Below are 17,508 nucleotides of genomic sequence, written 5' to 3' on the forward strand. Positions count from 1 at the left end.
AGGCTCCGAAGCCGAGTCGATCGGGAGGCCCGGGCCTCCCAGCACCGCGAGGCCCCTCACCGATGTACTTCTCCACTCCGCTGTTCCTCTGGTACTTCCTGCCGGTCGTGCTGGCGGCGGTGCTCATCGCGCCCCGGTCCGCGCGCAACGCGATCGTGGCCGTCGCGAGCCTGGTGTTCTACGCCAGCGGCGCGGGCGGCACCACCCTGCTGCTGCTGGCGTGCATCGTCGTCAACTTCCTCGCGGGCAAGTCCCTCGAACCCGGAGCGGAGCACCCGTACCGCCGGGCCCTGCTCATCGGCGCCGTCTCGTTCGACCTGCTGGTGCTGGTGGTGTGGAAGTACGCGGGCTTCGCCACCGAGCAGCTGGCGACGCTGACCCGGTGGTTCGGCGGCGACTTCCCGGTGCTGCAGCTGGCGCTGCCGATCGGCATCTCCTTCTACACGTTCCACCACATCTCCTACGTGGTCGACGTGTACCGCGGCGAACGGCCCGCGCTGCGCAACCCGGTCGGCTTCGTCACCTACATCGCGATGTTCCCGCAGCTGGTGGCCGGACCGATCGTGCGCTACCGGGAGATCGCCGACCAGCTCCCGCAGCAGCGCACCCACCGGCTCGACGACGTCGCAGCCGGCTTCCCGCGGTTCGCGTGGGGGCTGACGAAGAAGGTCGTCGTCGCCGACACGCTCGCCCCGATGGTCGACGCCTGCTTCGCGACCCCGGCCGAGGACATGAGCTTCGCCGTCGCCTGGCTCGGCGCCATCGGCTACACCGTGCAGCTGTACTTCGACTTCTCCGGCTACTCCGACATGGCGATCGGGCTGGGTCGGATGCTCGGGTTCCGGCTGCCGGAGAACTTCGCCCGGCCCTACTCCTCGGTGACCGTCACCGAGTTCTGGCGGCGCTGGCACATGTCGCTGTCCCGCTGGTTCCGCGACTACGTCTACATCCCGCTCGGCGGCAACCGGCGCGGCACCGGGCGCACCTACCTGAACCTGGCGATCATCTTCGTGCTCACCGGGTTCTGGCACGGCGCGGCGTGGACCTACCTGGTGTGGGGCCTGTTCCACGGGGCGCTGCTGGTCGTGGAACGCGCCACCGGGCACGACTCGGCGCCCGCGGACCGCTGGGCGCGGCTGGGCAGGCGGGCGCTGACGCTGCTGCTGGTCGTGCTGGGCTGGGTGTTCTTCCGGGCGCCCGACCTGGGGACGGCGTTCACGATGATCGGGCACATGCTGCTGCCGGACCTGTCCGGGCTCACCGACCTCGTCGCCGCCTCCGTCACCCACCAGCGGGTGTTCTTCCTGCTGGTCGCGCTGGTCGTGGTGCTGCTGCCCGCCTCCACCGGGACCGGGGCGTTCCTGGAGTCGGTGCGCTCCCGGCAGGCGAACGCGCTGCGGGCGGCGGTGATGACGGCCGGGCTGCTGTACTCGGGCCTGCTGGTCGCGACCGGCTCGTTCAGCCCGTTCCTGTACTACCAGTTCTGAGGGGGCTTGCCCGGCTCTTCTCGCCCGGTGGCCGGGTCGCCGCGTTCTCGCCGGGAGGAACGCCGACCCGAGCTGGTGCGCGCAGCACAGCGGGCCGGCCAGGGGAAGCGGCTTCGGGTCGGCCGGTTCCGGGTCGTTGGTCCGTTGTCGCGGGGGTGGGGCGGCGGGACGATGGTCAGGGGCGATGAGGCTCGCCGGAAGTGCGGAACACGCCGCTGATGGCCTCTCCGGAACTCAGGATGCCCGCCATGTCGCACATCCACGTCCTGCTGCGTTCCTCCGCCGCCGTGTTCTTCGGCGACCGGGTGCTGCTGGTGCGCCGCCGCGAGCACGACGACCTGGTGCTGCCGGGCGGCACCCCGCGGCCGGGGGAGGACTTCCACGCCTGCGTGCGGCGCGAGCTGCGCGAGGAGACCGACATGCTGATCGACCCGGGCACCTGCGCGCTCATCGTCGAGACCGTGCGCCCCTTCGCCGAACGGCTGGTGGACGTCGTGTTCCGCTCCCCGGGCCGGCCCGCCGGGTGGCCGCGGTTCAAGGAGGACGGCCTGCGGCCCGAGCTGGTCCCGGTCGCCGAGCTGCCCCGGCTGGACCTGCACCCGCCGATCGCGGCGCAGCTGGCCGAACTGCACGAGGTCCGCGAATCCGGCCCGCCGAAGTACCTGCGGAACGAACACCGGACGCCCGTGCGGCCGTGAGTTCCGCGGGAACCGGGCACGGCCGTCGCCCGGCCGGGCTAACGTAGCGGCGTGTCGAGGACGGAACCGACCGAGCTGCCCGCGGTCCACGAGTCGTGGCTGCCGCGCGAGCACCCGATGCACCGGCCGCGGCACGGCAGGCGCCAGCTCACCGCCCTGGTGTGCGCGCTGCTGTTCCTCACCGCGCCCGCCACCACCTGGGTGTTCGGCGCGCGGGCGGAGCAGCTGGAGAACCGGCCGCTGGCGGAGTTCCCGAGCATCACCGACGGCTGGGGCTTCCTCACCGGGCTGTCCCCGTGGGCCGCGGAGAACCTGCCGTTCCGCGGGACCGCGGTCCGGTCGGTGCACAGCATCAGCCAGGGGGTGTTCGGCGAGCAGGCGCGGTTGGAGTCGGGGACGCACAGCTCGCCCACCGGCACCGGGAGCGACCAGCAGCAGGTCCGGCAGCCGCTGAACGAGAACGTGTTCCCGAAGGTCATCGAAGGCCGGGCGGGCTGGCTCTACCTCGGCCACGACGTCGCCTACCCGTGCACGCCGAAGCGCAGCCTGGACGAGGTGATCGCCGGATTGCGGCGCTGGCGCCAGGTCGTGGAGGCATCCGGGCGGAAGTTCCAGCTGGTCATCGCGCCGGACAAGTCGACGATGTACCCGGCGAACCTGCCGCCGCAGTACGCGGGCAAGGACTGCTCCTCGCGGGCCAGGGAGGAGTTCTGGCGGCGGCTGCCCACCGCGACCGGCGCGATCGACATGCGGGACCCGCTGCGCGAATCCGCCGACCGCAACGGCCGGGCGATCTACCACGACATCGACACGCACTGGACCCACGAGGGCGGCATCACGATGGTGTACCAGCTGGCGGAGCGGCTGTCCCCGGGCAGCACCGCCACCTGGAAGGTGCAGCCCGGCAGGCAGTACCCGCACTCCGCCGACATCCCCGACCTGCTCGGCCAGCGCCGCACCGTGCCCATCCAGGCCTACTCGCTGGCGCCGGACGGCGGCGCGGACCACACCCGATTCGAACCCAGCGACTTCCACGAGCCGCTGCACCTGAAGTCGATGCCGCGGGCCGGCATGATCGCCGAGCCGACGCGGATGGTGGGCGACTCGTTCACCCAGTTCGCCAGCCCGTACCTGGCCGCGACGTTCGCCGACATCGGCATCGTGCACCCGGAGGAGGTCGCGAAGCGACCGCGGGAGACGGCGGCGCTGCTCGCGGAGGGCGACGTGGTGACCTTCGAGCTGTCCGAGCGGTTCGTCTCCGGCGGCCGTTACGACCTGCTCGACCCGGCGGTCGCCGACCAAGTGGGGGCAGTGCTCGCCGCCGACCCGCGTTGAAGGTTCCCCCCCGCTCCTGTTGCTCAGGGCCGGGGTGGCGGAACCTCAGCGGGTGGTCCGGTTGCTCGGGTGGTCGGCGGTTCAGCGGTTTCGCCGCTGACAGGAAACGGACACGACCCGCCGGGCGGGTTCGCAGCGGTGCGTTCACCGGGTGGCGTTGCGGACGGCCGTGACGGCCGCGCCGAGGAAGCCCAGGTTGAACACCAGGTGCACGCCCACCAGCACTCGCGCCACCTGCGAGGAGGCGTGCACGTCGCCGAAACCGACCGTGCTGGTGATCGACAGCGCGAAGTACAGCGCATCCACCTTGGTGCGCAGCGCGGCGATCGACCCCGGCCAGTGCGCGTTCAGCCCGCAGTACACCGCGGCGAAGAACAGCACCGCCAGGTACAGCGAGGTCAGCACCCCGGTCAGCGCCACGCCCCCGGAGCGGAACCGGCGGACCTGGCGCACGATCACCGCGGCCACCGCGACCAGGCCCGCCGCGAACGCGCCGACGAACGCCCAGGTGCTGCGGACGTCGAACACGCCCAGCGGCAGCGCGAAGTACACCGCGGTGCTCGCGGCGACGGCCAGCACGGTCCCCGCCGTCCGGCGCAGCAGGCCCCGCTCCGAGGAGAACACCCGCTCAGCGTGCGTGTCCCCGACGGCCTCCGCCGGACGATCGGACGGCGATGGCGGGCCGGATCCCGCCGGTCAGGCCGCCGCGGGAGCGCGGGAGACCCGGCGCAGCCGGACGTTGCCGACCGCCCGGCACACCAGGTAGATCGCGAACGACAGGATCGTCACGAACGCGCTCACCGGAGCGCCCGGCGCCAGCGACAGCACGATGCCGCCCAGCACCGCGACCTCGGCGAACACCACGGCCAGCACCGTGGACAGCAGCGGGCTCGCGGTCACCCGCGCCGCCGCGGCGCCCGGCGTCACCATCAGCGCCAGCACCAGCAGCGCCCCGACCGTGTAGACGCCGAGCGCGGTCGCCACGCCCACCAGCACCGCGAACAGCGGGGTGAGCAGCCGGGCGGGCACGCCCCGCGCCGCGGCCACGTCCGGGTCGACGCTGGCGAACAGCAGCGGCCGGTACACCACGGCCAGCACCACCAGCACCACCGCGGCACTGCCGCCGAGCAGCGCCACGTCGGCCGAGTCGACGCCGACGATCTGCCCGATGAGCAGGCTGAACTTGTTCGAGGTGCGCTCCGGGTTCATCCACAGCAGCAGCACCCCGAGGCCGAGGCCGAACGACAGGATCGCGCCGATCACCGAGTCCCGTTCCCCGCCGCGCTGCCCGAGGAACCCGAGCAGCAGCGCCGCGACCACCGCGCCGCCGAGCGCCCCGGCTCCGACGCTCGCGCCGAACAGCAGGGCGGCGGCCGCGCCGGTGAACGCGAGCTCCGCGGTGCCGTGCACGGCGAAGGACATCTTCCGCGCCACCACCAGCGGCGCCAGCGCCCCCGACACCAGGCCGAGCGCGGCCGCGGCCAGCAGCGCCTGCTGCACGAACGGGTAGCCGAGCAGGTTCCCGGTCAGCTCGAAGTCGAAGAACCGGCTCAGCGCGTCCAGCAGGGTGTTCATGAGGTGGTCTCCGCGTCGACGTGGTGGTGATCGACTTCGTCGGTGCCGGTGACGACGAGCCTGCCGCCGACCCGGGCGACCTCGACGTCCGACCGGTACAGCTCGGAGAGCGTCGCCGAGGTCATCACCTCGTCCGGCGTGCCGATCCGGAACCGGCCGTCGACCAGGTACAGGATCCGGTCCACCAGCGGCAGCACCGGGTTGATCTCGTGCGTCACGAACAGCACCGCCGAGCCGGTCTCCCGCGCCTGCCGGGCGATCAGCCTGCTCACGTTGCGCTGGTGCGCGATGTCCAGCGACAGCAGCGGTTCGTCGCACAGCAGCACGTCCGGGTCGCCGACCAGGGCCTGCGCGACCCGCAGCCGCTGCTGCTCACCACCGGAGAGCAACCCCAGCGGCATCCGCGCGTACTCGGTGGCCTCCACCGCGCGCAGCGCCCGCTCGACCCGCTGCCTGCGGTCCTTGCGGCGGCGGAAGCCCACGCCCCAGTGGTGGCCGTCCAGGCCGAGGCCGACGAGGTCGCTGCCGCGGACCGTGAGCGTCGGATCCACCGAGCGCTGCTGCGGGACGTAGCCGATGCGGGGGCTCCCGCGTCGCGCCGCCTCGCCCGCGATCCGCACCTCGCCGCCGCTGAGCGGCTGCAACCCGAGCAGCACCCGCAGCAGGCTCGTCTTCCCCGACCCGTTCGGGCCGAGCACCGCGAGGAACTCGCCGGGCTGCACGTCCAGGTCCAGCCCGTCCCACAGGACGCGCGGGCCGTAGGAGAGGCGGGCGCCGCGCAACCGGACCGCCGGGTCGCGCCCGGAGGTGTCCGGTTCGGTGCGGTCCGGTGCTGCGGTGTCGGTGCTGGGTTCCACGTGGCTCTCGGATCAGTGGTGGGGTCGGTTCGGGCGCCGGGCCGGTGGACGGGGAGGTCCACCGGCCCGGCGGGTCAGACCTGGCCGGTCAGCGCGGTCTGCAGCGCCGAGATCTGACCGTCCATCCACCGCACGTAGTCCTGGTCCTGCGGCAGCGTCTCGGTCATCTCGACGACCGGGGTCCGATTCTGCTCCGCGCCCTCGCGGACGGATTCGGTGACCGGCGATTCGGTCTGCGGGTTGTAGATGACGGCGGCGGCCTGCTTGGAGTTCACCGCGTTCTGGATCTCCGCGACGGAGGCGGCGGACGGGTCGTTGCCGTCCTCGACGGAGTTCACGAACGACTGCGGGGTGATGTCGGTGAGCCCGGCCGCCTCGACGAGGTAGTGCGCGACGGGTTCGGTGACGATGACCTTCTTGCCGTGCTCGGTGGCGGAGATCTGCTGCACCCGGCCTTCGAGACCGCCGATCTGCTCGCCGAAGCGGGCGGCGCCGTCGTGGAATGCCTGCGCCTTCTCCGGCTGCAGCTCGCCGAGCTCGTCGGCGACGCGGTCGGCGGTCTCGCGCACCACGTGCAGGTCGTACCAGACGTGCTCGTTCACCGAGTGGTCGTGGTGGTGGCCTTCGTGGCCGTGCGCTTCCCCGGCGTGCTCGGCGCCGTGCTCCTCGGCCGGTTCGGACCCGTGCTCCTCGGCCGCGTGGTCGCCGTGCTCGTGCTCGCCCTCGAAGGCCTGCACGGTCGGCTTCTCGCCGCCGGCGCCGAGGATCTTCTCGGCGAACTCGTCGTAGCCGCCGCCGTTGAGCAGCACCAGGTCGGCCTCGCTGAGCTTCGCCGCGTCCTGCGGGCTGCTCTCGTAGGAGTGCGGGTCGGCCGCGGGGTCGTCGATGATCGACTCGACGTCGACGTCCTGGCCGCCGACGGCCCTGGCGACGGAGGCCCAGACGTTGGTGGTGGCGACGACCTTGAGCTTGCCGTCGTCGGCGCTCTGGCCGGAGCCGCCGCCGCAGGCGACCGCGGTCAGCGCGACTACGGCGAGCCCGGTCAGCGCGGCACCGCCGCGGCGGGCACGTCGGGTGAAGACGGTCATGAACGCACTCCTCGGGGAACGCACCGTGGTGGTGGGCGGCCTGGGGCCGAGTTCGGCGACGACCGCAAACGGAAACCGTTGTCATGTGCAGCGTACGCCGGGGGGACCGGGAAAGTGCTCGAACGGGTGGGTCGACCGTGGTGAACATGACAACGTTTCGCATTATCGCGCTGCGGGGCTCGCCCCGTTCCACCGCGCCGGGTGAACGGCCCGTTCGTCCAACGAGATTGGACAGGCGGTCCGTTCACTCCGGTGGCGCGGGGTGAACGGCCCGTTCGTCCCATCGGAACCGCGGGGTGCGGACAGCGCGATGCCCCCGCCGGCGGGCGGGGGCATCGCGGGCGTGCGGGTGGATCAGCTGGTCAGGCGGGTCCCGTCGTCCGGGCGGAACAGGTGCACCTCGCCGGAGTCGCGCAGCGCCACCTTCACCTGCTGGCCCAGCGCGGGCGGGGTGCGGCCGTCGGTGCGGACCACGAACCGCTGCGGCTCCCCGGCGATCTGGATGCTGCCGTGCACCAGGGCGTCCGCGCCGAGCTCCTCGACGAGCTCGACGGTCATCGTCATGGCCTTCTCGTCCTCGCCGGAGACCAGGCTCAGCGCCTCCGGGCGCACGCCGAAGGTCACCTCCTGCAGCCCGTCGGCCGCGGACAGCGCGGCGCGGGGCAGCGGGATGGTCTGCCCGTCGAGCTCGGCGCCCGCCGCGGACAGCGGCACCGTCTTGAGGTTCATCGCGGGCGAGCCGATGAAGCCGGCGACGAACGCGTTGCGCGGGTTCTCGTACAGCTCGCGCGGGCTGGCGACCTGCTGGAGCAGCCCGTCCTTGAGCACCGCGACCCGGTGGCCCATGGTCATGGCCTCGACCTGGTCGTGCGTGACGTAGATCGTGGTGGTGGCCAGCCGCTTCTGCAGCGCGGCGATGTTGGCGCGGGTCTCCACGCGCAGCTTCGCGTCCAGGTTGGACAGCGGCTCGTCCATCAGGAAGACGCTGGGCTCGCGGACGATGGCGCGGCCCATCGCGACGCGCTGGCGCTGGCCGCCGGAGAGCGCCTTGGGCTTGCGGTCCAGGTACTTCTCCAGGTCGAGCATCTTCGCGGCCTCGGTGACCTTGGCCCGGATCTCGTCCTTGGGCGTCTTGCGCAGCTTCAGCGCGAAGCCCATGTTGTCGGCGACCGTCATGTGCGGGTACAGCGCGTAGGACTGGAAGACCATCGCGATGTCGCGCGCCTTCGGCGGGGTGTTGGTGACGTCCTGGCCGCCGATGGTGATGGCGCCTTCGTCGACCTCCTCCAGGCCGGCGAGCATCCGCAGCGCGGTCGACTTGCCCGAGCCGGAGGGGCCGACCAGGACCAGGAACTCTCCGTCGTCGATCTGCAGATCGAGTGCGTTGACGGCTCGCACCGGTGGGTTACCCGGGTAGAGGCGGGATGCCTGGACGTATGCAACCTCGGACATCTGGGACGCACCTTTCACTGACTCGGGTTAAGCACAACGTAGCGCTTAACCGAGTTAAGGTCATCCCTTTCCGGGAACCGGTTCGGAAAGTGATCATGCGACTACCCGTGGTGATCGTTGCCGATCGGCAATGGGATCTGCATCTCGGCGGCTTCACCGCCGGGTACTGAACCGTTACGGTTCCTCCATGGCTCGGTCAACGAATGCCCGACGGCCTGCGACGCTGGCTTCGCTGGCGGCGGAGCTCGGGGTCTCCAGGACCACGGTGTCGAACGCGTACAACCGCCCGGACCAGCTCTCGCCGGAGCTGCGGAAGCGGGTGCTCGACACCGCGCGCAGGCTCGGCTACCCGGGCCCCGATCCGGTCGCGCGCTCGCTCCGCACCCGGAAGGCCGGGGCGGTCGGGCTGCTGCTCACCGAGAACCTCTCCTACGCGTTCCGCGACCCCGCCGCGATCCAGTTCCTCGAAGGGCTCGCGCTGGCCTGCGAGGACGCCGGGCACGGACTGCTGCTCATCCCGGCCAGCCCCGAGCGCGAGGACGTCGCCTCGGTGCACCGCGCCGGTGTCGACGGGTTCGTCGTGTACTCGGTGCCCGACGACGACCCGCACCTGGCCGCCGTGCTCGAACGCCCGGTGCCGGTGGTGATCTGCGACCAGCCGCGCATCGACCAGCTGGACTGGGTCGGCCCGGACGACGAGGGCGCGGTGCGGGTCCTCGCCGAGCACCTGATCGGCCTCGGGCACCGCCGCATCGGGGTGTCCTGCATGCGCCTGGCGCGCGGCCGCAACGACGGCGTGGCCTCCGTGCACCGGCAGGCGAACGCCAGCTTCCACGTGCAGCGCTCCCGGCTCACCGCGCTCGCCGCCGCGTTCAGCGAAGCCGGGGTCGACTGGGCGCAGGTGCCGGTGGTGGAGCGCTTCGACCACAGCACGGAATCCGGTGCCTCCGCCGCGGCCCAGCTGCTGGAGATCGACCCGGAGATCACCGCGATCATCTGCACCTCCGACATACTGGCCCTCGGCGCGCTGGAGGAGGCGCGGCGCCGCGGCGTGCGGGTGCCCGACGACCTCACCATCACCGGTTTCGACGGCATCGACGACGCCGAGCGGGTCGGCCTGACCACCGTCCGCCAGCCGGTGCTGGAGAAGGGCCGCGCCGCGGGCCGCCTGCTGCTGGACACCAGCGAACCCGGCAGGCCGCGGGACGTGCTGCTGGAGACCCAGCTGATGACCGGCACCACCGCCGCCCCGCCCCGCTCCGCGGAGGAGCGCTGGTTCGGCCCGTGATCGCCGAGGGCCCGCCGACCGACGGGCCCGGGGGTGCGTCAGTAGTTGCGCCACTCGTCCTGCACGTAGTGCAGGATCGTCGGGTGCAGCAGCGTCGACGGGGTCAACCCGGTGATGCGCGCGCGGTCCGGCGGGAAAGCGGTGGCCGCGGCCAGCGTCCGCTCGTCCAGCGAGCGCAGCGGCGGGACGTCCGCGGGCAGCCGCAGCTCGGGCGCCGGGCCGGCGGTGGCCAGGTGGAAGCCCCACTCGCCGAAGCTCGGCACCGAGACCTGGTACGGCGTGGTGCCCAGCCCGGCCTCCCGCATCGTCGCCTCGATCGCCCAGAACGCCTTCGGCGCGAAGTACGGTGAGCCCGCCTGCACGGCCACCCGCGCGTGCTCGGCCATCGAACTCCGCACCAGCCCGTAGAACTCCGCGGAGTACAGCTTCGCCGTCGCCGTCGAATCCGGGTCCGGCATGTCCACGATCACCGCGTCGAACCGCTGCCGGTCCTCCCGCAGCCAGGCGAAGGCGTCCGCGGAGACCAGGTGCACCCGCGGGTCCTCGAACGCGCCGCGGTTCAGCTCGGCCACCCGCGGATCGGTGCGGGCCAGCCGCGGGACCGCCGGGTCCAGCTCCACCAGGGTCACGTCCCGCACGTCCGGGTAGCGCAGCACCTCGCGCAGCGCCAGCCCGTCGCCGCCGCCGAGGACCAGCACGTGCGAGCGGGGCCCGGCCAGCACCGGATGCACCAGCGCCTCGTGGTACCGGTACTCGTCGACCGAGCTGAACTGCAGGTCCCCGTTCAAGTACAGCCGGATGTCCGGGTCGCCGTCCAGCGGGAACGACTCGGTCAGCACGACCTCCTGGTACGGGGTGCGCATCGACTGCACCACCGGGTCCCGGTACAGCGCCTGCCGCGCCGTCACCTCGAACTCGTCGGACAGCAGCCACGCCGTCCCGAGCACGCCCGCCACCAGCACCGAACCCGACACGAGCAGCAGCACCGCCCGCTTCGACAGCTCGCGGCGGAACACCGCCAGCACCAGGCCCAGCCCGGCCGCCGCGTTGAGCATCCCGACCAGCAGCGCGCCCTGCAGCTGCCCGAACGCCGGCAGCAGCACGAACGGGAACGCCAGGCCGCCGAGCAGCCCGCCCACGTAGTCGGCGGCGAACAGGTCGGCCACCGCCGAACCCGCGTCCTGCTTCCGGATCCGCTGCAGCAGCACCATCAGCAGCGGGATCTCCGCACCGATCAGCAGCCCCAGCACCAGGGCCGTCACCACCAGCGCCGGCGTGTACAGGCTCAGCCAGGCGAACGCGGCGTACAGCAGCAGCACGCTGAGCCCGCCGATCAGCGCGAGCAGCACCTCCACCGCGGCGAACGCCGCCGCGGCCCAGCGCTGCAGCGGTTTCGCCGCGAGCGCGCCCACGCCCATCGCGAACACCATCAGCGACAGCACGATCGACGCCTGCCCGACGGTGTCGCCGATCAGGTAGCTGCCGAGCGCGACGAGCGCCAGCTCGTACACCAGGCCGCACGCGGCGCACAGGAACACCGCCACCAGCACCGCGGTGCGGGCGGCGCGGCCGCGCGGCGCGGGTTCCGCCTGCGCGCGGGTGGGGGAGTCCAGGTCGGTCTCGGTGGTCATCGGGATCGGCTCGCTCGCCCGGGCGTCACCAGATGGCGGCGGCCATCAGCACCGCGATCACCACGTGCGCGGCCGCCGACACCCACGTGCCGGGGTGCATGGTGTCCGCGGCGAGCTCGTCGCCCAGCCTGCCGGGGGTGAGGGCGTCGATGAGCAGGAAGGACAGGCTCATCAGCGCCAGCCCGAGCAGCCCGTACACGACGGTGCCCACCAGCCCGAGCAGCAGGTCGTCGGCGCTGGCCGCGATGGCGGTGGTGAGGATGATGCCGACGCCGACCAGCCCGGACACCAGCAGCAGCGCCGCGTTCGGGTTGCGCCGCACCCAGATCAGGTCGCGCAGCCTGCCGGGCGTGGCGAGGTCCACCAGCAGGTAGCCCAGCGCCATCATCAGCGTGCCGACCACGCCGTAGGCGACCGCCGCGAGCAGGCCGGAGAGCAGTTCCTGGAGCAAGGTCGTTCCATCCTTCTCGTTCGTCGGGAGCCGTTCGTCGGAGGTCGCGCACGCCGCGCCGGAGGCCGCCCGCGGCCCGGGGAGCGCCTACTTGCCGGAGCCCGGCCCGCCACCGCGGAACGTCTCACCGCGGTGGCCGCCCCAGCCCCACACCCCGCCGAGGTGCGAGTGGTAGTGCCGGTAGGCGCGGTCGGCGTCCATCAGGTGGATCACCGATCCGGTGCCGCGCGGCTGGATGACCACCGCGTCGTCGGAGTAGCGCAGGTAGACGCCGCTGGCGTCGCTGTGCTGCGACTGCGGCCTGCGCCGGGAGGTGATCTCCCGCGCCACCACCGGCACCGGTTTCGGGCTGGTGTAGGCCTCGTCGTCGCGCGAGCCGCCGATGTCCAGCGCGGGGGCGCGCTGGTAGTGCGCGGGCACGTAGCCGCGCGGCCCGGAGCCGCCGCTGAACACCGCGAGGACCGCGACGATCAGCGCCACGACGACGCCGACGCACGCCAGCGCGATCCAGATCCCTCGTCCCACGATCGAGCGCCTCAGTCCGCGGTCGGGTAGATGCGCACGTCGTACCGGCCGAGCCGTTCGCCGGTGCTGGCCTCCCAGCCGGAGTCGCCGTAGGACTCGAAGCCCAGCAGCGCGCCGTCCTCGGCCGCGTAGTCCTGGTAGCGGACGGTGCCCTGCGCGTCGAGGCCGGTGGTGGCCTCGCTGCGGAACGTCGCCGAGCCGGATTCCTCGCGCGCGTACCGGCGGCCGCCGAACTCGACGTGCTTCCCGCCGGGCTCACCGGCCTCGTCGACCGGCGTCCACAGCGTCAGCTCCAGGTCGGGGTCCTCTTCGACGCCGAGCCACACCTGGGTGCCCTTCGCGTCGTCGAGCAGGTGCTCGGCCCAGCCCCAGCCGCCTTCGGCGAGCCGCAGCGAGCCGCGCACCGTGTAGCTCAGCCCCCGGACCTCCACGATGTCGCCGGCCTTGAGCCGCCGCGGATCGCCGCGCAGCGAGTCCTCGTCGCCGGTGTGGAACGGGTCGGTCGGTCCGGTCGCCGCCTGCGGCGCGGGCCGGGTGCGGCGGTACAGCAGCACCATGCTCGACACCGCGACGGCGACGCCGATGAGTACGATCGCGATCGTCAGTCCGGTCACGTGGGTCCCCTAGATGTCCGCGCGTCACCGCGCGAGTGCAGCCTCTTGCAGCGGAGGGTAACGGCCGAGTTCGACCCGAACGGCGGTTTCGCCGAGAATCGTGATCGAACTCCGCGGCGCGCGGCCCCGCGGAACGCGGAACGGACCGCCCACCCGGTGGGGTGAACGGCCCGTTCTGCGCGGTCGTGCCGCCGGCGCGGTGTCAGCGGGACAGCAGCTGCGCGCAGCGGATCAGACCCAGGTGGGAGTACGCCTGCGGGTGGTTGCCCAGCGAGCGCTCCGCGATCGGGTCGTACTCCTCGGCGAGCAGCCCGGTCGGCCCGGCGGTGTCCACGATCTGCTGGAACAGCTCCTCGGCCTCGGTGCGGCGGCCGATCAGCAGGTACGCCTCGATCAGCCAGGCCGCGCACAGGTGGAAGCCGCCCTCGTCGCCCGGCAGCCCGTCGTCCCGGCGGTAGCGGTACACGGTGGAACCGCTGCGCAGCTCGGACTCGATCGCGTTCACCGTCGCGCGGAACCGCTCGTCCGACGGGTCGATCAGCCCGGACAGGCCCACGTGCAGCGAGGCCGCGTCCAGGTCGGAGCCCTCGTAGGCGGTGGTGAACGCCTGCACGTCCGGCTGCCAGCCGTTCTTGATGACGTCCTGCGAGATCTGGTCGCGCAGCGGGCCCCAGGTGGGTTCCACCTCGCGGCCGTACCGCTCGGCGATCTTCAGCGCGCGGTCCAGCGTGACCCAGCACATGACCTTCGAGTACACGTGGTGGCGCGGCTGGTCGCGCTCCTCCCAGATGCCGTGGTCCGGTTCGAACCAGCGGTGCGAGACGGCCTCGGCCATCGCCTTCACCAGCTGCCAGTCGCGGTCCCGGATCTCACCGGTCACCTCGGCGAGGTGCCAGACGAGCTCCACGACCGGGCCGAACACGTCCAGCTGGACCTGCTGGTCGGCGAGGTTGCCGACGCGCACCGGCCGCGAACCGGCGTAGCCGGGCAGGCTGTCGATCACGGCCTCCGGCCCGAGGCTGGTGCCCTGCAGGCTGTAGAGCGGGTGCAGCCTCTCCGGCCCGGGCAACGTCTCCAGCACGCGGTGCAGCCAGTCGAGGAAGCCCTCCGCCTCGGCGGTGGAGCCCAGCGTGACCAGGGCCTGCGCGGTCATCGAGCCGTCCCGCAGCCAGCAGTAGCGGTAGTCCCAGTTGCGGACGCCGCCGATCTCCTCCGGCAGCGAGGTCGTCGCCGCCGCCATGATCCCGCCGGTGTCGGTGTTGCACAGGCCGCGCAGCGTCAGCGCGGACCGGCCCACCAGGTCGGTCTCCACGGCGGGCAGCGTCAGCGTCTCCAGCCACTCCGACCAGTACACGTCGGCGGCGGCGCGGCGCTGCCGCTCGGTGCGCTCGGACGGCGCCAGGTCCTCGGTGCCGCAGCGCAGCTCCAGCACGATCGGGGTCTCGTCGGAGGCGGCCACCACGGCCCGCGCCGACTCGTGCATCCCGTCGGAGGTGATCTCCCACTGGACGCCGGGGGAGTGCAGCACCATCGGCTCCGAGGTGCCCATCACCCGCAGCCCGCCGGCTTCGGGGACGAGCCGCACCGGGACCTGGCCGAACTCGGGACGGGGCGCGAACTCGATGCTCGCCGTCGTCTCGCCGGTGATCACCCGGATGAGGTCGGTGCGGTGCGCGTCGACCCCGTGCTCCAGGTAGTCGGTGACCAGCAGCCGCGACCAGCGGGTCTCGACCGTCATGGTGCCCGGCACGTAGCGCTGGCCCAGCGGCAGCGGGCTGCGCGGCGCGCCGTTGCCGCCGTGCGGGCGGACGGAGAAGTGGCCGGCGCCGGGGCCGCCGAGCAGGTCGGCGAACACGGCCGCCGAGTCGGGGCCCGGGTGGCACATCCAGGTCAGCCGTGCGTCCGGGGTGAGCAGGGCGACGGTGCGCTCGTTGGACAGCATGGTCAGCCGCTCGATCGGCGGGGCCTGCTCGCCGTAGAGCCAGGTGCGCCGCTCCTCCATCAGGAACGCGAGCGCGGTCGCGACCTGGGTGGTGTCGGCGACGCGGAACTCGGCGAGCGTGTCGCCCTCGCCGACCTTGAGACCCAGGTCGGGCCCGTGCAGCCGGGCGAACGCCTTCTCGTCGGTGACGTCGTCGCCGAGGAAGATCGCGGCGGTGGCGGCGACCTGGTGGCGCAGCGCGTCGAGGGCGTTGCCCTTGTCGGTCTGCACCACGGCCAGCTCGATCACGGCCTTGCCCTCGGTGACCTGGACGCCGTCCCAGGTGGCCGGGCCGGAGCGGACCTGGTCGAGCACGCGCTCGGCGACGTCGTCCTCGGCGCGGCGCACGTGCACCGCGACGCTGGCCGGCTTCGCCTCCAGGGTGACGCCCTGCTGGCCGGCGACGATCTCCTGCAGGCCGCGCTGCAGCCGGGTGCGGAGTTCGGTGGCCTGCGGTTCGAGCTCGTGCACGAAGCCCACGTCGAACTCGGAGCCGTGGCTGCCGACGAGGTGGACCTCGGAGGGGAGACGGGACAGGGTGGCCAGGTCGCGCAGCGCCCGGCCGGAGATCACCGCGGTGGTCGTGGCCGGCAGGGACGCCAGCGAACGCAGGGCGTGCACCGATTCGGGGAGCGGCTTGGCCGCGTTCGGGTCGGCCACGATCGGGGCGAGAGTGCCGTCGTAGTCGCAGGCGACCAGCAGTCGAGGGGTGCGCGCGAGCTGGACGATCGTGCGGCGCAGCTCGGCGGGGAGAGCTTCGGCGGTCAACGCCATACTCCTCTGGGCGGTCGGATGGGTCTGCATGATCGATTCGGTGCCGGACGTGCCGGTCGGGTCCGCTGCCGGTTCCCGCCGCACGTCCGCCGGTGGTCGATCAGTTACCTCGCGCGGCGGCTCCGGACGTCGAGCGGGTCTTTCAGGGGGTCCCGAGCGCTTCGAGGAACGAACGGGCCCAGCGGTCGACGTCGTGCGTGAGCACCTGCCTACGCAATGCTCGCATCCTACGGCGGCCGTCGGCCTGCTCGATGTCGAGGGCGGACAGCAACGCCTCCTTCACGCCGTCCAAGTTGTGCGGGTTGACCAGGAAGGCGCTGGTGAGTTCCGCGGCCGCTCCGGCGAACTCGCTGAGCACGAGCGTGCCGCCCAGGTCGTGCCTGCAGGCGACGTACTCCTTGCACACCAGGTTCATGCCGTCGCGGACCGGCGTGACCACCATGACGTCGGCCGCGCAGTAGAACGCCACCAGGTCCTTCTTGTCCACCGACGTGTGCAAATAGTGCACTGCCGGGTGACCCACGCGGCCGAACTCGCCGTTGATCCGGCCGACTTCGCGCTCGATGCCCTCGCGCATCTGCTTGTAGTGCTCGACGCGCTCCCGGCTCGGCGTGGCGATCTGGATCATCGCCACGTCCTCCGCGCGGATCTGGCCGTCGGCGAGCAGCTCGTGCATCGCGTGCAGCCGCACGTCGATGCCCTTGGTGTAGTCCAGCCGGTCCACGCCGAGCATGATGCGGCGCGGATTGCCCAGCTCGGCGCGGATCTCCTTGGCGCGCTGCTGGATCTCCTTGCTGCGCGCCATCTGGTCCAGCTCCGAGGAGGCGATCGAGATGGGGAACGCGCCGACCCGCACCGCGCGGTCCCCGACCTGCACCACGCCCGGCCGGGACCGCACGCCGACCTGGCCGCGGCTCGGCTCGAACCCGGCGAGCCGCCGAGCCAGCCACAGGAAGTTCTGCGCGCCGCCCGGGCGGTGAAAGCCGACGAGGTCCGCGCCGAGCAGCCCGCGCACGATCTCGGTGCGCCACGGCAGCTGCATGAACAGCTCCACCGGCGGGAACGGGATGTGCAGGAAGAAGCCGATGCGCAGGTCCGGCCGCAGCTCCCGCAGCATCGCGGGCACCAGCTGCAGCTGGTAGTCCTGCACCCACACGGTCGCGCCCTCCGCGCTGACCTCGGCCGCGGCCTCCGCGAAGCGGCGGTTCACCCGCTGGAACGCGTCCCACCAGGAGCGGTCGAACACCGGCGGGACCACCACGTCGTGGTACAGCGGCCACAGCGTCGCGTTCGAGAAGCCCTCGTAGTAGTCCTGGAACTCGTCGGAGGACAGCCGCACCGGGTGCAGGTGCATGTCCTCGTCGGTGAACGGCTCGACGTCGACGTCGGCGACCCCCGGCCAGCCGACCCAGGCGCCGCGGCGAGCGCGCAGGAACGGCTCCAGCGCGGTCACCAGGCCGCCGGGACTGTGCTTCCAGCGCTCGGTGCCGTCCGGGAGCTTCTCCAGGTCGACGGGGAGCCTGTTGGCGACGACGACGAAATCCGCACGGGCGGGCGTGCTGGCCCTACTCACCGGTGTTGCCTCCTCGGGAGACCGCTGCTGTCTCGGACGGGATGGGCTGCGCCGGCGGCATCGTGCTCTCCAGCGGCTGGGCCGCTGTCGCGGACCGTCCCGGATCACTCACTACCCGCAGGCGAGGCTAGCCAATCAGTCCACCGCCCGCGTCGTTCGTGTGGGCCAACGCCCCCGAG

Annotated in this window: 15 protein-coding genes and 1 riboswitch; of the genes, 4 read left to right on the forward strand and 11 right to left on the reverse strand. The window is 72.4% G+C overall.

Annotation, left to right across the window (positions count from 1 at the left end):
* Nucleotides 1-62 precede the first annotated feature (62 nt).
* The 3 genes from H1226_RS01805 to H1226_RS01815 all read left to right on the forward strand — a co-directional run bounded on the left by H1226_RS01805 (nucleotide 63) and on the right by H1226_RS01815 (nucleotide 3,520).
* Nucleotides 63-1,487: an MBOAT family O-acyltransferase gene (locus H1226_RS01805; RefSeq protein WP_258345286.1), complete on the forward strand. Its 1,425-nt coding sequence runs from the start codon at nucleotides 63-65 to the stop codon at nucleotides 1,485-1,487.
* A 171-nt stretch (nucleotides 1,488-1,658) separates the two neighbouring features.
* Nucleotides 1,659-1,722: riboswitch (Fluoride riboswitch) on the forward strand.
* Nucleotides 1,723-1,735: 13 nt separating this feature from the next.
* On the forward strand, nucleotides 1,736-2,185 hold the full coding sequence (locus H1226_RS01810) for an NUDIX hydrolase (RefSeq protein WP_258345287.1): 450 nt from the start codon (nucleotides 1,736-1,738) through the stop codon (nucleotides 2,183-2,185).
* A gap of 51 nt (nucleotides 2,186-2,236) precedes the next feature.
* On the forward strand, nucleotides 2,237-3,520 hold the full coding sequence (locus tag H1226_RS01815) for an alginate O-acetyltransferase AlgX-related protein (protein ID WP_258345288.1): 1,284 nt from the start codon (nucleotides 2,237-2,239) through the stop codon (nucleotides 3,518-3,520).
* Between the two features lie 144 nt (nucleotides 3,521-3,664).
* Here the strand turns inward: H1226_RS01815 and H1226_RS01820 are convergent, their stop codons facing one another.
* The 5 genes from H1226_RS01820 to H1226_RS01840 form a co-directional block, all read right to left on the reverse strand.
* Entirely contained in the window at nucleotides 3,665-4,144 is a 480-nt protein-coding gene (locus H1226_RS01820) for an ion channel (protein WP_258345295.1), read from the reverse strand.
* A gap of 72 nt (nucleotides 4,145-4,216) precedes the next feature.
* Nucleotides 4,217-5,095, reverse strand: coding sequence for a metal ABC transporter permease (locus tag H1226_RS01825; protein WP_224961959.1), 879 nt, complete (start codon nucleotides 5,093-5,095; stop codon nucleotides 4,217-4,219).
* A complete protein-coding gene (locus H1226_RS01830; protein ID WP_373690004.1) occupies nucleotides 5,092-5,952 on the reverse strand; it encodes a metal ABC transporter ATP-binding protein in 861 nt (286 codons plus the stop codon). Before H1226_RS01830 ends, H1226_RS01825 begins: the two co-directional genes overlap by 4 nt.
* A 74-nt stretch (nucleotides 5,953-6,026) precedes the next feature.
* Nucleotides 6,027-7,040 carry a metal ABC transporter solute-binding protein, Zn/Mn family gene (locus H1226_RS01835; RefSeq protein WP_258345303.1) on the reverse strand — a complete coding sequence of 338 codons (1,014 nt, stop codon included), beginning with the start codon at nucleotides 7,038-7,040 and terminating at the stop codon, nucleotides 6,027-6,029.
* 354 nt (nucleotides 7,041-7,394) lie between these two features.
* Nucleotides 7,395-8,492: an ABC transporter ATP-binding protein gene (locus tag H1226_RS01840; RefSeq protein WP_224968085.1), complete on the reverse strand. Its 1,098-nt coding sequence runs from the start codon at nucleotides 8,490-8,492 to the stop codon at nucleotides 7,395-7,397.
* Between the two features lie 187 nt (nucleotides 8,493-8,679).
* Here H1226_RS01840 and H1226_RS01845 point away from each other — a divergent pair, with 187 nt between their 5' ends.
* Entirely contained in the window at nucleotides 8,680-9,780 is a 1,101-nt protein-coding gene (locus H1226_RS01845; RefSeq protein ID WP_224960801.1) for a LacI family DNA-binding transcriptional regulator, read from the forward strand.
* A 38-nt stretch (nucleotides 9,781-9,818) separates the two neighbouring features.
* Here H1226_RS01845 and H1226_RS01850 read toward each other — a convergent pair whose 3' ends face one another.
* From H1226_RS01850 to H1226_RS01875, 6 genes are all read right to left on the reverse strand, one after another.
* Nucleotides 9,819-11,411, reverse strand: coding sequence for a polyamine aminopropyltransferase (locus H1226_RS01850; RefSeq protein WP_258345304.1), 1,593 nt, complete (start codon nucleotides 11,409-11,411; stop codon nucleotides 9,819-9,821).
* A 25-nt stretch (nucleotides 11,412-11,436) separates the two neighbouring features.
* Nucleotides 11,437-11,862 (reverse strand): DUF350 domain-containing protein, encoded by a 426-nt coding sequence (locus H1226_RS01855; RefSeq protein WP_258345306.1) that lies wholly within the window; start codon nucleotides 11,860-11,862, stop codon nucleotides 11,437-11,439.
* An 87-nt stretch (nucleotides 11,863-11,949) separates the two neighbouring features.
* Nucleotides 11,950-12,387 carry a DUF4247 domain-containing protein gene (locus tag H1226_RS01860; protein WP_258345308.1) on the reverse strand — a complete coding sequence of 146 codons (438 nt, stop codon included), beginning with the start codon at nucleotides 12,385-12,387 and terminating at the stop codon, nucleotides 11,950-11,952.
* Nucleotides 12,388-12,398: 11 nt separating this feature from the next.
* On the reverse strand, nucleotides 12,399-13,001 hold the full coding sequence (locus H1226_RS01865; protein ID WP_258345310.1) for a DUF4178 domain-containing protein: 603 nt from the start codon (nucleotides 12,999-13,001) through the stop codon (nucleotides 12,399-12,401).
* Nucleotides 13,002-13,203: 202 nt separating this feature from the next.
* Complete coding sequence (gene otsB / locus H1226_RS01870) at nucleotides 13,204-15,756, reverse strand: trehalose-phosphatase (RefSeq protein ID WP_258345319.1); 2,553 nt, start codon at nucleotides 15,754-15,756, stop codon at nucleotides 13,204-13,206.
* A 142-nt stretch (nucleotides 15,757-15,898) separates the two neighbouring features.
* Nucleotides 15,899-17,329 (reverse strand): alpha,alpha-trehalose-phosphate synthase (UDP-forming), encoded by a 1,431-nt coding sequence (locus H1226_RS01875; RefSeq protein WP_258345320.1) that lies wholly within the window; start codon nucleotides 17,327-17,329, stop codon nucleotides 15,899-15,901.
* Nucleotides 17,330-17,508 lie beyond the last annotated feature (179 nt).

This window comes from Saccharopolyspora gregorii (genome assembly GCF_024734405.1).
GTDB lineage: Bacteria > Actinomycetota > Actinomycetes > Mycobacteriales > Pseudonocardiaceae > Saccharopolyspora_C > Saccharopolyspora_C gregorii.